The sequence below is a fragment of the Streptomyces sp. NPDC058086 genome, from assembly GCF_042885015.1.
In the GTDB taxonomy this organism is placed as follows: Bacteria; Actinomycetota; Actinomycetes; order Streptomycetales; family Streptomycetaceae; genus Streptomyces.
Window position 1 is genome coordinate 59,069 of sequence record NZ_JBHVST010000039.1, and the last position, 13,945, is coordinate 73,013.

Annotated in this window: 13 protein-coding genes; 6 read left to right on the forward strand and 7 right to left on the reverse strand. The window is 71.9% G+C overall.

Going from position 1 to position 13,945, the window contains the following annotated elements:
• The first annotated feature begins 130 nt into the window (after nt 1-130).
• Entirely contained in the window at nt 131-2,233 is a 2,103-nt protein-coding gene (locus tag ACFVWD_RS27955) for an alpha-galactosidase (protein ID WP_389599962.1), read from the forward strand.
• On the opposite strand, the gene ACFVWD_RS27960 is transcribed toward ACFVWD_RS27955, so the two are convergent.
• The 3 genes from ACFVWD_RS27960 to cutA form a co-directional block, all read right to left on the reverse strand.
• Complete coding sequence (locus ACFVWD_RS27960; RefSeq protein ID WP_389599963.1) at nt 2,223-2,393, reverse strand: hypothetical protein; 171 nt, start codon at nt 2,391-2,393, stop codon at nt 2,223-2,225. The genes ACFVWD_RS27955 and ACFVWD_RS27960 overlap by 11 nt on opposite strands.
• A gap of 365 nt (nt 2,394-2,758) precedes the next feature.
• A complete protein-coding gene (locus ACFVWD_RS27965) occupies nt 2,759-3,169 on the reverse strand; it encodes a gamma-glutamylcyclotransferase family protein (RefSeq protein WP_101405295.1) in 411 nt (136 codons plus the stop codon).
• Complete coding sequence (cutA, locus tag ACFVWD_RS27970) at nt 3,166-3,582, reverse strand: divalent-cation tolerance protein CutA (RefSeq protein WP_389600009.1); 417 nt, start codon at nt 3,580-3,582, stop codon at nt 3,166-3,168. Before cutA ends, ACFVWD_RS27965 begins: the two co-directional genes overlap by 4 nt.
• A 157-nt stretch (nt 3,583-3,739) precedes the next feature.
• Between cutA and ACFVWD_RS27975 the strand changes: the two genes are divergently transcribed.
• The 3 genes from ACFVWD_RS27975 to ACFVWD_RS27985 all read left to right on the forward strand — a co-directional run bounded on the left by ACFVWD_RS27975 (nt 3,740) and on the right by ACFVWD_RS27985 (nt 7,098).
• Nucleotides 3,740-5,410, forward strand: a complete 1,671-nt coding sequence (locus ACFVWD_RS27975) for a M4 family metallopeptidase (protein WP_389599965.1) — start codon at nt 3,740-3,742, stop codon at nt 5,408-5,410.
• A gap of 386 nt (nt 5,411-5,796) precedes the next feature.
• A complete protein-coding gene (locus ACFVWD_RS27980) occupies nt 5,797-6,318 on the forward strand; it encodes a hypothetical protein (protein WP_389599967.1) in 522 nt (173 codons plus the stop codon).
• Nucleotides 6,319-6,480: 162 nt separating this feature from the next.
• Nucleotides 6,481-7,098 carry a class F sortase gene (locus ACFVWD_RS27985; RefSeq protein ID WP_389599969.1) on the forward strand — a complete coding sequence of 206 codons (618 nt, stop codon included), beginning with the start codon at nt 6,481-6,483 and terminating at the stop codon, nt 7,096-7,098.
• Between the two features lie 16 nt (nt 7,099-7,114).
• Here the strand turns inward: ACFVWD_RS27985 and ACFVWD_RS27990 are convergent, their stop codons facing one another.
• From ACFVWD_RS27990 to ACFVWD_RS28005, 4 genes are all read right to left on the reverse strand, one after another.
• Complete coding sequence (locus ACFVWD_RS27990) at nt 7,115-7,897, reverse strand: sulfite exporter TauE/SafE family protein (RefSeq protein ID WP_389599970.1); 783 nt, start codon at nt 7,895-7,897, stop codon at nt 7,115-7,117.
• Nucleotides 7,898-7,907: 10 nt separating this feature from the next.
• Nucleotides 7,908-8,561, reverse strand: a complete 654-nt coding sequence (locus ACFVWD_RS27995; protein WP_389599972.1) for a LuxR C-terminal-related transcriptional regulator — start codon at nt 8,559-8,561, stop codon at nt 7,908-7,910.
• A gap of 118 nt (nt 8,562-8,679) precedes the next feature.
• Nucleotides 8,680-9,981 carry a sensor histidine kinase gene (locus tag ACFVWD_RS28000; protein WP_389599974.1) on the reverse strand — a complete coding sequence of 434 codons (1,302 nt, stop codon included), beginning with the start codon at nt 9,979-9,981 and terminating at the stop codon, nt 8,680-8,682.
• A gap of 9 nt (nt 9,982-9,990) precedes the next feature.
• Entirely contained in the window at nt 9,991-10,518 is a 528-nt protein-coding gene (locus tag ACFVWD_RS28005; protein ID WP_389599975.1) for a hypothetical protein, read from the reverse strand.
• Nucleotides 10,519-10,891: 373 nt separating this feature from the next.
• On the opposite strand from ACFVWD_RS28005, the gene nirB reads away from it, so the two are divergent.
• Together nirB and nirD are read left to right on the forward strand one after the other, a co-directional pair.
• Nucleotides 10,892-13,525: a nitrite reductase large subunit NirB gene (nirB, locus tag ACFVWD_RS28010; protein ID WP_389599976.1), complete on the forward strand. Its 2,634-nt coding sequence runs from the start codon at nt 10,892-10,894 to the stop codon at nt 13,523-13,525.
• Nucleotides 13,522-13,872, forward strand: a complete 351-nt coding sequence (gene nirD, locus ACFVWD_RS28015) for a nitrite reductase small subunit NirD (RefSeq protein ID WP_389599978.1) — start codon at nt 13,522-13,524, stop codon at nt 13,870-13,872. Before nirB ends, nirD begins: the two co-directional genes overlap by 4 nt.
• The last annotated feature ends 73 nt before the right edge of the window (nt 13,873-13,945 follow it).

Sequence of the window (13,945 nt, forward strand, 5' to 3'; positions counted from 1 at the left end):
CCTCCGTACGGTGAACGACTCCTGGGAATACGCCCGTTGGCAGGTGCCACTGGCACTAGCATGAACCCCTGCCAACCACCGCGCCGTGGCTTTGGGCCGGTGCGGGATCGACTCGGCGGCGGGGGATCGCGTGACGCAGGAGTTCAGCTACCGCTGGGGCCATTCCGCACTCACCGCCGATTTCGATCTGGACGGCCGCACACCCCGCCTGGTCCGGCTGACCGTGCCCGGTGAACCGGAGCCCAAGAACGCCGCCGAGGCCGCCGGAGCCGCGCTGCCGCTCGTCGACGTGACCCTCCTCGGACAGGGCACCGGGTGGTCCGGGCCGCACTTCACCGGTACGGCGATCGGGCAGCGCCTGACCCACCGCGCCCACCACGCGGCGTACGGCGACGGCTGGCATCACCTCACCGTCCGACTCCAGGACAGGCGGGGCGGTCTGACCGTCTTCGTCGAGTACTCCTCACCGGACGCGGTGCCCGTGCTGCGCGCCCGTGTCCGACTCCGCAACGACGGCGACACGCCCGTCACCGTGCGCTCCGTGAGCAGTCTGCTGCTGGGCGCGCTGCCCTCACCCGACGTACTCGACGTGCACCGGGCGCACAACGACCGGCTCGCCGAATGCCGTTGGTACGCCGAGGAGTTGCGGGAGTCCGTGCCCGACGTCGGCCGGGCGTTGCACGGGCACGACGGGCGGGCCGGGTTGCGGCTCGCCGGGCGCGGGAGCCGGCCCGCCGACGGGCATCTGGCGATGGGCGCGCTGACCGACCGCACCGACGGGCGCTGCTGGCTCTGGCAGATCGAGTCCGCCGCCAGCTGGCTGTGGGAGGCGGGCGAGGCGGACCACCACACGTACCTCTCCCTGAGCGGTCCGACCGCGGACGACCACCAATGGCGTCACGTCCTGTCCCCCGGCGCGGAGTTCGTCTCCGAGTACGCGTCCCTCGCGCTCGGCGACGGCTTCGAGGGAGCGCTCACCGCGCTGACCGACTACCGCCGCCGGATCCGTCGCCCGCACCCCGACCACGACCGGCTCCCCGTCGTCTTCAACGACTGCATGAACACCCTCATGGGCGACCCGACCACCGAGAGGCTGCTGCCGCTGATCGACGCGGCGGCCGAGGCAGGCGCGGAGTACTTCTGCGTCGACGCCGGGTGGTACGACGACGAGGTCGGGGACGGGGATGGGGACACGGGCGGGGACGGCGGCGGGGGCGGGTGGGACCGTGTCGGCGCCTGGCTGCCGTCGGCGCGGCGCTTCCCCGGCCCCGGCGGCCTCCACGCCGTGCTCGACCGGATCCGGGAGCGCGGGATGGTGCCGGGGCTGTGGCTGGAACCGGAGGTGATCGGCGCCCGCAGTCCGCTCGCCGCCGAGCTGCCGGACGAGGCCTTCCTGCGTCACGAAGGCGGTGTGCGCGTCACCGAACAGGGCCGCCACCAGCTGGACCTGACGCATCCGGCCGCCCGCGCGCACCTCGACCGGACGGTCGACCGGCTCGTCGGCGAGTGGGGCGTGGGCTATCTCAAGCTCGACTACAACATCACCACCTCCGCGCCCGGGCTCCTCGACCACCCGCGCGCCTGGCTGTCCTGGCTGTCGTCCGTCCTGGACCGCCACCCAGGGCTGGTCGTCGAGAACTGCGGTTCGGGCGGCCTGCGCATGGACGGCGCGTCGCCGGCCGTGGCCCAGCTCCAGTCCACCTCCGACCAGCAGGACCCGCTGTGCCACCCGCTCATCGCGGCCGCCGCGCCGACCGCGGTGCCGCCCGAGCAGGGGGCCGTGTGGGCGTACCCGCAGCCGGAGTTCACGGACGAGGAGATCGCCTTCACCCTCGGCTCGGCGCTGTTGGGGCGGGTTCACCTCTCCGGGCGTCTGGACCGCATGACACCGCACCAACTGGGCCTCGTGCGGGAAGCGTTGGTGACGTACAAGGCCGTCCGGGGCGATCTGTGCCAGTCGGTGCCGTTCTGGCCGCTGGGGCTGCCGGGGTGGCGGGACGCGTGGGTGGCGCTGGGGATGCGGGTGCCGTTCCTCGACACCACGTATGCGCTGGTGTGGCGCAGGGCGGGCGACGGTCCCGAAGTCGCCCTGCCCGTGCCGCACTTGGCGGGGCGGGAGGTGCGGGTCGACGTACTGCACGGGTCGGCGGGGCCGGTGGTGTGGGACGGGTCGGCGCTGCGGGTGACGTTGCCGGAGGCTCCGGCGGTGCTGCTGACGCGGCTCACCGTGTAGCGGTCACCTGGGCGAGGGCGCTTCTCCTGTCTCCGGGGACGCGTACGGCGGGACCGAGGCGTTCGTCCGGGGCGAGGAGTCGGTGCCGGCCGGGGACGAGGGGTTCGTCGGGGACGGGGAGTTCGACGGGGACGGGGAGTTCGACGGACTCGACGAGCACGAGTTGATCCCGACCCCCAGAGCGGCCCCCGCACCCGCGCCGCCCAGCGCGAGGAGACGGCGCCGGGTGATGTCACTGTCGGTCATGGCGGGACCCTAGGCCCTGTCGTTAAATTCCCGTCTGCCCCGCGACGCCATGCACGCACTCTCACCGCACCGGGCACAGACCCAAGTACGTCCAGTACGAGGGCCTGTGCCCGGCACGCCGAGAGCACGCACCTGACGCCGCAGGGCCCGCCCTCCGGGCGGACGACGGGAATTTGACGACAGGACCTAGGCCCGGGGCGCGGCCGTGGGGGCGCGCGGAGTCACGCCGACTCGCCACCCGCACGAGTGGGCTCCTCAAGGACAGGTGCGCCCGTGCCCTCAAGGACGGACGTGCCAGTCCCCGCCCTCGATGAGCGTGCCGCCGGCCCGCAGCCGCGCGGCGACGGCGGGGGCGGCCACGTACACCCAGGCCCGTACGGCCGTGCCGTCCGCGCGGGTCACCTCCCGCGCCACCCGCTCGTACAGGTTGCGGGGGTCGCCCGGCACGTACTCCTCCAGCCGGTCGAGCGCGCCGAGCAACTGCCCGTACGCCTCCGGGAGCGCGGTGACCAACTCCCCGCGCACGACACCTCCGGGCTCCTCGACGGCGTAGGGATATCCGGGCCCTTCGTACAGCACGGCTCCCCGCATCCGTCCGGGCTCCTCCGACTCGGTACGTCCACGGAGGAACAGGTCGTGGTTGTGCCCGCCCGGGCGCAGGGTGCCGTAGACGAAGAAGGGGACGGTCACTCGGCGGTCTCCTCCGCCACGCTCTCCTCCGCCACGCTCTCCGCCTCCATGCTCTCCTCCGTCGCGGTCTCCTCCTGGACCCACCGCAGATAGTCCGCGCTCCCCCGGACGACGGGCGTCGCGATGATCTCGGGGGTGTCGTAGTCGTGCGCCGCGAGGAGATACGCCTCCAGCGCGTCGTACCGCGCACCCGTCGTCTTGAACAGCACCTGCCACTCGCTCGCCGTCTCCACCGCCCCCTTCCACCGGTAAACGGAGGTCACCGGCCCGGTGATCTGCGCACATGCCGCGGCCCGTGCCTCGACCGCGCCGCATGCGAGCGCCTCCGCCTTCTCGGGGGCGTCGGTCGTGGTCAGCACGGTCAGCCAGGCAGCCGTCCCAGCGGCCGTTCCGGTGCCCGCCCCGGCGGCCATCTCCATGATCGTCTCCTTTCGTGAGGGTGCAGAAACGATTCTCGCCGCACCTCGCGCACATCACGCACGCGCTATGGACATGACATGTCATGGACCTTTAACTCTGATTCGACATCAGCGCCCCCACGCGTCTGAGCGCCCCTCCCCGAGGAGACCGATGAGTCGGATCCGAATACGGCAGACCCGAGGTACCCGACCGCACACCCGAGGCTCCCGCCTGGCCACGGCCGGTGTGGCCGCGGCCGCCACCGCCCTGCTGGCGGCCGCGCTTACCCCCACCGCGGGCGCCGCCGGCCGGCCCAGCCGCGCCACCGCGATCGACAACGCCGCCGCGGCCCTGGTGAAGGAGGCCGCCCGGCTGGGCCTGACCTCCGCCGAGGGCACCAGCGTCCGTGACGTGGTCGTCGACGCGAACGGCGGCCAGCATGTGCGCTACGACCGTACGTACCGGGAACTGCCGGTCCTGGGCGGCGACTTCGTGGTCCACCTCGCCCCCGACGGCTCCTACCGCGGCGCGAACCGGGCCACCTCCCGCAACCTCTCCGTCCCCACCATCAGGCCCGCGCTCGCCGCCCCCGAGGCCGCCGACCTGGCCACCGCCGCGCTGCGTGCCGCGCACCTCGGCGAGACGCTGAAGAAGGTGACGGCCAAGCCCCAGCTCGTCGTGGACGCCCTGCACGGCGCGCCCCGGCTGGCCTGGCGCACCAACGTGGTGGGCCAGGACTCGCTGGGCAACCCGGTCGCCCGCACGGTGCTGACCGACGCCCGCACCGGGCGGCAGATCGACGCGTGGGACAGCATCGAGACGGCGACGGGCGACGGCCAGTCCCTCTACAGCGGCACGGTGGCGCTGGAGACGACCCTGTCCGGATCGACGTACCAGCTCAAGGACCCGACGCGCGGAAACACGTACACGGGCGACGCGGCGAACAAGACGGACCTGTGCATCTTCGGGGTCTGCGTCAGCCGCGCCCCGGCGACCCTCTTCACGGACGCCGACAACCACTGGGGAACCGGGGCGGCTTCGGACCGTTCCTCGGCCGCGGTCGACGCCCAGTACGGCACGAACGAGACCTGGGACTACTACAAGAACGTCCACGGCCGCACCGGCATCGCGGGCGACGGCAAGGGCTCGTTCAACCGCGTCCACTACGGCAGCAACTACAACAACGCGTTCTGGGACGACAGTTGCTTCTGTATGACGTACGGGGACGGTGACGGGACCACGCTCGGGCCGCTGGTCGCGCTCGACGTGGCCGGTCACGAGATGACCCACGGTGTCACGTCGAAGACGGCGGCGCTGACGTACTCGGGAGAGTCCGGCGGTCTGAACGAGGCGACCTCCGACATCTTCGGCACGCTGGTGGAGTTCTACGCGCACAACTCCACCGACCCCGGGGACTATCTGATCGGCGAGAAGATCGTCCGCTCCGGCTTCGGCAAGGCGGCCCTGCGGTTCATGGACCAGCCCTCCAAGGACGGCAACTCGGCGAACTGCTGGAGCTCCTCGGTCGGCAATCTCGACGTCCACTACTCGTCCGGCGTCGCGAACCACTTCGCGTACCTGCTCGCCGAGGGCAGTGGCGCGAAGACCATCAACGGGGTCAGCTACAACTCCCCCACCTGCAACAACTCGACGGTCACCGGCATCGGCCGGGACAAGCTCGGTGCGATCTGGTACCGCGCGCTGACGGTCTACATGACGTCCTCGACGAACTACGCGGGCGCGCGGACGGCGACGCTGAACGCGGCGAAGGACCTGTACGGGGCCGGGAGCACGGAGTACAACGCGGTGGCGGCGGCCTGGTCCGCGGTGTCCGTGAGCTGAACGTCGGGCGCCCGGCAGGGCCTCGACCGGCAGCCCCGGCGCGTGCGGCACACGCTCGCGCCGGGGCAGCGGGAGCGGTCGGGGACGGGCTCAACCATCCTTGAGGTCAAGGTATCTCCCACCCGCCCCCGTCACCCGTTAGCACCCCCACCCCGCGCTCTTCGGGCTCTTTGCCGCGACACACCAGCCGTACGCCGGTGACCTGCGGGAACGCCATCGATCCGGCCCCTCGGACACTCCCGTCCCGCACCCTTGTCCAGCATTTGTGACGCTCCGTCAGGAAGCGGGCCGAGCCGACTGCCACTTACCTCGGAAGGGCAGGGGCACGACCGACACAGCGGCACTTGGGGGTGCCGCCGGCCGCGCCCCCTCGGAGGAGCACAGCCATGCGACGCACAGCCCGTCTGCTGACCGGTACCGCGCTCGCCGTCGCCGCGGTGGGCCTCGCCACCGCACCCGCGTACGGCGGGTCCACGGAGAGCCTGGAGGTGTTTCCCTCCACCGTCATCCCGGGTGCCGAAGTCACCGTCAACACGGCGGCGTGCGGCGCGGACGGCACCGCCACGGGTGACGCCAGCGCGGTCGGCGCGGGCATCTTCATGCTCGCCGCCAGCGCCCACGAACAGGACGCGATCGGCCAGTTCAAGGTGCCTCCGAGCGCCCAGCCGGGGACGTACGAGATCGTCGCGAAGTGCTCCCACGGCCGACAGGTCACCGGCGACCTGATCGTGAACCTGACCGCCACACGCGAACAGATCCATCTGCCGCGTGGGCATGTGAACACGGGGGTCGGCGGCGCACTCGGCACCGACCCCGTACAGACCGCGGCGGGAGTGGCGGCCCTGGCCGTCGCCGCCGCGGGCGGTACCTGGCTCCTGCATCGCCGGGCGAGAGGCGACGGGATCTGACGGACACCCTCCGCTGTCCGTCCGCCGGTACCGCCGTCCCCTCCCCCTCCGTGGCCCGACGCCCCTCGCGGCCCGGAGGGGGAAGGGGACCCACCCCGACCACGACCACGACGACCGTCACGACCACAACCGCACAACGCCTGACCCCGAGAGGAGGCTCACATGCGCCGGGTCAGCAACACCGTCATAGCTTCCGTCACCGTGGTCGCCCTCTGCTCAGGGACCTGGCTGCTGTACAACGGCACCCAGGTCCACCCACCGCCCCAGCCCTCCGCCGCCCAGGCCGGCACCGGCGACGCCCTCCCGCAGGGTGCCCCCGCGCTCCGCCACTCCCCGCCCGAGCGCATCCGCATCCCCTCCATCGGCGTGAACGCCCCGCTGATGGGCCTCGGCCTCACCCCGCAGGGCAGCCTGGACGTCCCGCCCGCCGGGCAGCAGAACCTCGCGGGCTGGTACCAGGCCGGCACCACCCCCGGCGAGCGGGGCACCGCGATCGTCGCGGGCCACGTCGACAACGCCAACGGCCCCGCCGTCTTCTACAACCTCGGCGCCCTCAAGAAGGGCAGCGCCATCGAGGTGGCACGCCGCGACGGCGGCACCGCGCTCTTCGCCGTCGACGCCGTCGAGGTGTACGCCGCCCGCGACTTCCCGGACGAGAAGGTGTACGGCGCCGCGTCCCGCGCCGAACTGCGCGTCATCACCTGCGGCGGCGACTACTCGAAGGCCACCGGGTACCAGGGGAACGTGGTCGTCTTCGCCCACCTCACCGGCAGCCGCTGACCGGCATTCGCGGCGCCTACGCGATCCACTGCTGGTACGCCAGATTCGCCACCAGCGCGAACACCACCGTCAGCAGCACCGCCCGGACGAACCCGCTGCCCCTCTTGAGCGCGGTGTGCGCCCCCACCGTGCCGCCCACCAGGTTGAACACGGCCATCAGCGCGGCCAGTTGCCAGTACACCGTGCCCTTCCAGGCGAAGGTCGCGAGGGCGCCCGCGTTGGTGCAGCAGTTGACGATCTTCGCGGTGGCGGAGGCGGTCACCAGGTCGAAGTGGAGCAGCGCGGTCAGCGCCAGGACGAGGAACGTACCCGTGCCGGGTCCGATGAGCCCGTCGTAGAAGCCGATCCCGAGGCCCGCGAGCCCGATCGCGGCCAGCACGCGCCGCGCGGAGACGGGTTCGGTCGAGGGCGCCGTACCGAAGGCGGGCCGCAGCATGACGAAGGTCCCGACGCCGAGCAGCACCACCATGACCACCGGCTTCAGCACGTCCGTGCTCATCCCGGCGGCCACGAAGGCACCGGCCGTGGAGCCGGCCAGCGCCGCGAGCCCGATCCGCACGGCCAGCCGCACATCCACCGGCGCCTTGCGCGCGTACGTCACCGCCGCGCCGGTCGTCCCGACGATCGCGACCGCCTTGTTCGTCCCGAGCGCGTACGCCGCCGGTGTGCCGGCCGGCAGTCCGAGCAGCATCGCGGGGAGCAGAAGCAGCCCGCCACCGCCCACCACGGCGTCGATCCAGCCCGCCGCGAGGGAGGCGAGGCAGAGCACAACGACGACGGTCAGCGATATGTCGGGCATGATCGCGACCCTATGTGACGGTCGCCGAGTCCAGGTAGCGCAGGACCGCCAGCACCCTGCGGTGCCCGGTGCCCGACGGCGGCAGGTCGAGCTTCGTGAAGATGTTGGCGATGTGCTTCTCCACGGCGCGTTCCGAGACGGTGAAGGCGCCGGCGATCGACTGGTTGGTCCGGCCCTCGGCCATCAGGGCGAGCACCTCGCGTTCGCGCGGTGTGAGCCTGTCGAGGGCGGTGGCGCGTCGGCTCGCGCCGAAGAGCTGCGCGACGACCTCGGGGTCGAGGGCGGTGCCGCCCCCGGCGACCCGTTCCATGGCGTCCACGAACTCGCCGATGTCGACGACCCGTTCCTTCAGCAGATAGCCGATCCCGGCCGGGTCGGCGAGCAGTTGCCGGGCGTACGTCGTCTCCACGTACTGCGAGAGGATCAGCACCCCGGTGCCTGGGTGCTCCTTGCGCAGCCGTACGGCCGCCCGTACCCCCTCGTCGGTCTGCGTGGGCGGCAGCCTGATGTCGACGACGGCGACGTCCGGACGGTGCTCGGCCACGGCCGCGAGCAGCGTCTCGGCGTCCCCGACGGCCGCCGCGACCTCCACGTCCCGCAGCCGCAGCAGTTGGACCAGCCCGTCACGCAGGAGGGCGGAGTCCTCGGCGATGACGACGCGCATGTGATCCCCGTGATCGTCAGTAGGGAAGCTCGGTCAGCACGGAACTTCGGTCAGGCGGAAGACTCGGTCAGCAAGAAAGCTCGGCCAGGCGGAAAGCTCGGTCAGCAGGGAAGTTCGGTCAGCAGGGAAGTTCGACCGTGACCACCGTAGGGCCTCCCGGCGGGCTGTCGCAGGTGAGTGTGCCGTCGACGGTCCGGGCGCGGGCCAGCAGCCCGGTCAGGCCCGAGCCCGCGCCGATCACCGCTCCCCCGCGTCCGTCGTCGCGCACGCTCAGCCGCAGCAGTCCGTCCCGGGCGCTCACGGTCACCGCGACGCCGCTCGCCCCGCTGTGTTTGGTGGCGTTGGCGAGGAGTTCGGCGGCGCAGAAGTACGCGATCGACTCGACGGCCGGGCTCGGGCGGTCCGTGATGTCGGCGGCGACCTCGACGGGCAGGGCGCTGTCGGCGGCGAGGGTGGCCAGGGCGGTGTCCAGGCCCTGGTCCAGTACGGGAGGGTGGATGCCCTTCACCAGATGGCGCAGGTCGGCGATGGCCTGGGTCGCATTGCCCCGTGCGGTGTCGACGACGGCGAGGAGCCGCTCCGGGGAAGCCCCCGCACCGATCAGCTCCCTGATCATCGTGAGGTGCATCGCGAGGCCGACGAGCCGGGCCTGCGTCCCGTCGTGCAGGTCGCGTTCGATCCGGCGCAGGGTCGCCGCGGCGTCGTCCACGGCCTGGGCGCGGGTCTCCTCCAGGGTGCGGATGCGGCGGTCGGCGGGGTCGGGGCCGAGCAGCGCGGTGAGCAGCGCCCGGTGCGGGGCGAGGGCCTGGCGCAGCAGCCAGGACGCGGTGGTGAGGAGCAGCAGTCCGAGGGCCAGCGGGATCAGCCACCGTGGCCAGGAGTCGACCTGGAATCCGAAGAACTCCAGCGACACCCGGTGCGTCGTGCCGTCACTCGCCCGCCGGGTGTCGTAGTTCCACCGCTTGAGGAGGGGGTGGAGGGTGAGCAGGACGCCGTAGACGTAGCCGATGACGACGGCGGCGTACGCGAAGACGGCGGTGAACGGGGTGGTCAGCGCGCAGGCGACGGCACGCCACCCGTTCCGTTCACCGAGCAGCGCTCGCCGCCAGCCCAGGATCCCGGCACCCTCGCGGCGCTCCGGCTCCTCGATCTCCAGCCCCAACAGACCCCGGGCGAGGGCGCGTTGGAGCCTGCCGAGCGTCAGCGCCCCGCGCACGGTGACGGCGATCAGCCACAGCCCCAGCGTGGTCACGGACAGCACGCCACCGACCAACAGCCCTACGAAGGTGAGGACGAACCCGACCAGGGCGAGGGGGAAGGCGATCACCCCGTAGAGGAACGCCGCGAGGGCCTTCCGCCCGAAGGGGAAGGCCGCGAGCGCGCGGAGGCGGTTGCGGAGGCCGTTGCGGAGGCGGTGCATGGCGTCGGCCTAGGAGAGGAGCGCCGCGGCGAGGCGGAGCTGGACGGCGGCCAGGGCCCGGCCGAGCCACGGCATGAGCAGCAGGAAGCCGAACCCCCCGACGATCGCGTGGAACGCCCAGGCTCCCGCGAAGGTCGGCCCTCCCCACGCGTCGGAGTAGTCGGAACCGGCGGCGCGCAACGGCCAGCCCAGGTTCATCGGCACCAGGGACCAGCCGTAGACGGTGACGGCCAGCACCAGGAGATTGAGGGGTACGGCGGCCGTGGCGTGGGCCAGTCCCCGCGAGGACCCGGACAGCTCCCGGCCCAGGAAACGGCGGACGAGCCCCCGCTGCCACCGCCCCGTCGGAGCGCCCAGCAGCGCCAGCGGGACACAGAGCACTCCCACGGGGAACGCCAGCAGCGCGTACGCGACCCGGCGCCAGGTGCCCGCGGTGAACGCTTCGCGGACGAGCAGCCAGGCCCGTACGGCGGAGTCGTCACGGGGCGGCGGAGGCTGCGACTTCTGCTTCTGCTGCGGCTTCTCGGAGATGGCCATGTTTCTGTCCCCCTGTTCGTGAGCCCGTGGAGCCCGCTGTTCGTGAGCGGGTGGATCCCGATGCCTCAAGGCTTCCGTGCCGGGGCGCCGCGATCGATCGTGCCCGCACGAGGACCGGGGGTTCGGTTGACCCCACCAAACCCTCACAACCGGGTGCCGCTCCCGCTGAGGGCAGCGTTCCTCCTGGGAAACAGCCGTGATGCGACCGGGTAACACCGGCGTCGCAGGCTGCGGTGCATGACCTCGAATGCGCCCGCTCCCTGACCCGGCCGTCCCTCGTCCTCGGCCCGGGAGGGAACCGCACCGCTCCCCCGCGGACAGCGCCCCGCTGCTCCACCTGCTCCACCTGCTCACCAACGACGGAGGCTCCTGAATGTCCACGGACACGACGATGACGACGGCGGCGAACGCCACCGACGGCAGCGCGCACACCATCGTGCTCGTCGGCCATGGCATGGTCGGCCAGCGCTTCCTCGAAGCGCTGGCCGAACGCGGCCTGACCGCCACGCACCGTGTGGTCGTGCTGTGCGAGGAGCCGCGCCCGGCGTACGACCGCGTCCGGCTCACCTCGTACTTCTCGGGTCGCACTCCGGAGGAACTCTCCCTCACCGACGCCGAGTTCATGACCGCGCACGGCATCGAACTGCACCTCGGCGACCCGGCGGAGACGATCGACCGGGAGGCCAGGCAGGTCACGGCGCGCTCGGGTCTGGTCATCACGTACGACACCCTGGTTCTCGCCACCGGCTCGTACCCCTTCGTCCCGCCGGTGCCGGGCAAGGACGCCGAGGGCTGCTTCGTGTACCGCACCATCGAGGACCTGCTCGCCATCGAGGAGTACGCGAAGGCGAGGGCGACGACCGGTGCGGTGGTCGGCGGCGGCCTGCTCGGGCTCGAAGCCGCGGGCGCGCTGAAGGGGCTCGGACTGACCACGCACATCGTGGAGTTCGCACCGCGTCTGATGCCCGTACAGGTCGACGAGGGCGGCGGTGCGGCGCTTCTGCGCACCATCCAGGACATGGGCCTGACCGTGCACACGGGCACCGGCACCCAGGAGATCGTCACCGGCGGCGACGGCGCCGTGACCGGGATGAAGCTCTCCGACGGCTCCGAACTCCCCACGGATCTCGTGGTGTTCTCGGCCGGTGTCCGCCCGCGCGACCAGCTCGCCCGCGACACCGGGCTCACGGTCGGCGAGCGCGGCGGCATCACGGTCGACGACCAGTGCCGCACCTCGGACCCGCACGTGTTCGCGATCGGCGAGTGCGCCCTCGCCTCGGACGGCCGGGTGTACGGCCTGGTCGCGCCCGGCTACGAGATGGCCGAGACGGCCGCCGCGACGATCGCCGCGGACGAGGCCAGCTTCACGGGCGCCGACCTGTCCACGAAGCTGAAGCTGCTCGGCGTCGACGTCGCGTCCTTCGGCGACGCTCACGGCGCCACCTCCGAGTGCCTCGAAGTCGTCTACTCCGACTCGCGCTCGGGCACGTACAAGAAGCTGGTCATCGGCCGCGACGGCGAACTGCTCGGCGGCATCCTGGTCGGCGACGCGGAAGCGTACGGCACCCTGCGGGCCTTCACCGGCTCCGTGCCGCCGATCGCCCCCGAGCAACTGGTGCTCCCGGCGGGCGCGGGCGCCCCCGTCGCGCTCGGCCCCTCCGCGCTCCCCGACTCCGCGGTCATCTGCTCCTGCCACAACGTCACCAAGGGCACCATCCGCCGCGCGGTCAGCGAGCACTCCTGCACCACCGTGCCCGAGGTCAAGAAGTGCACCAAGGCCGGTACGGGCTGCGGGAGTTGCGTCAAGGTCCTCGGCCAGCTCGTCAACGAGGAGCTGGAGGCGAGCGGCGTCGAGGTCGACCACGGCCTGTGCGGCTGCTTCTCCCAGACCCGCGAGGAGCTGTACGAGATCGCCCTCGCGCTGCGCATCCCCTCCTTCCAGGTCCTGCTGGACCGCTACGGCCGTGAGGGCGCCAGGGGCGGCGAGGGCTGCGAGGTCTGCAAGCCGGCCGTCGCCTCGATCATCGCCTCCCTCGCCCCGACCATCGGCGCCAGCGGCTATGTCCTGGACGGCGAGCAGGCGGCCCTCCAGGACACCAACGACCACTTCCTCGCCAACCTCCAGAAGAACGGCTCGTATTCGATCGTGCCGCGCATCCCCGGCGGCGAGATCACCCCGGAGAAGCTGATCGTGATCGGTGAGGTGGCCCGGGACTTCGGCCTCTACACGAAGATCACGGGCGGCCAGCGCATCGACCTGTTCGGCGCGCGGGTCGAGCAACTCCCCCTCATCTGGGCAAGGCTGGTGGACGCGGGCTTCGAGTCGGGCCACGCCTACGGAAAGTCCCTGCGCACGGTCAAATCCTGCGTCGGCCAGACCTGGTGCCGCTACGGCGTCCAGGACTCCGTCCGCATGGCGATCGACCTGGAGCTGCGCTACCGGGGGCTGCGCTCCCCGCACAAGCTCAAGTCGGCGGTCTCCGGATGCGCCCGCGAGTGTGCCGAGGCCCAGTCCAAGGACTTCGGCATCATCGCCACGGCCGCCGGCTGGAACCTGTACGTCGGCGGCAACGGCGGCGCCACCCCGCGCCACGCGGACCTGCTCGCACAGGACCTCTCGGACGCCGAACTCGTCCGCCTGATCGACCGGTTCCTGATGTTCTACATCCGCACCGCGGACCGCCTGGAGCGCACGTCGACCTGGCTGGAGCGGATTCCCGGCGGCCTGGACCACATCCGTGACGTGGTCGTCGACGACTCCCTGGGCATCTGCGAGGAACTGGAGTCGCTGATGTCCGCGCATGTCGCCGCCTACCGCGACGAGTGGGCCGAGACCATCAACGACCCCGAGAAACTGGCCCGGTTCGTGTCCTTCGTGAACGCCCCGGACACCCCCGACCCGGTCGTCGGCTTCGTCCCCGAGCGCGACCAGATCAAGCCGGACCTGCCGCTGCTGAGCATCGGCCGCCGCCCCTCGGAAGCCCTGGAAGGAAGCGCCCAGCGATGACCCTGGCACCCGAAACGACCAGCCTCACCGTCCAACTTCGCCTGACGGACTCCTGGTTGGCACTCTGCGACCTGTCCGCGCTGACGGCGGGCCGCGGAGTCGCCGCCCTGCTCCCGGACGGCGGCCAGGCGGCCGTCTTCCTCGACCGCGCGGGCCGGATGTACGCCATCGACAACCGCGATCCGTTCAGTGGTGCGGCGGTCCTCTCCCGCGGCCTGATGGGCTCCCACCAGGGCCGCCCGTTCGTGGCCTCACCCCTGCTGAAGCAGCGGTTCGACCTGGAGTCGGGCCGGTGCCTGGACGACGAGACGGTACGAGTGACGACGTACGAGGTCCGGATTTCCTGACGGCCGTTTCCTGACCGCCACTTCTTGACGCTTGTTTCCTGACCGCCATTTCCTGACGGCCGGGGTGACCGGG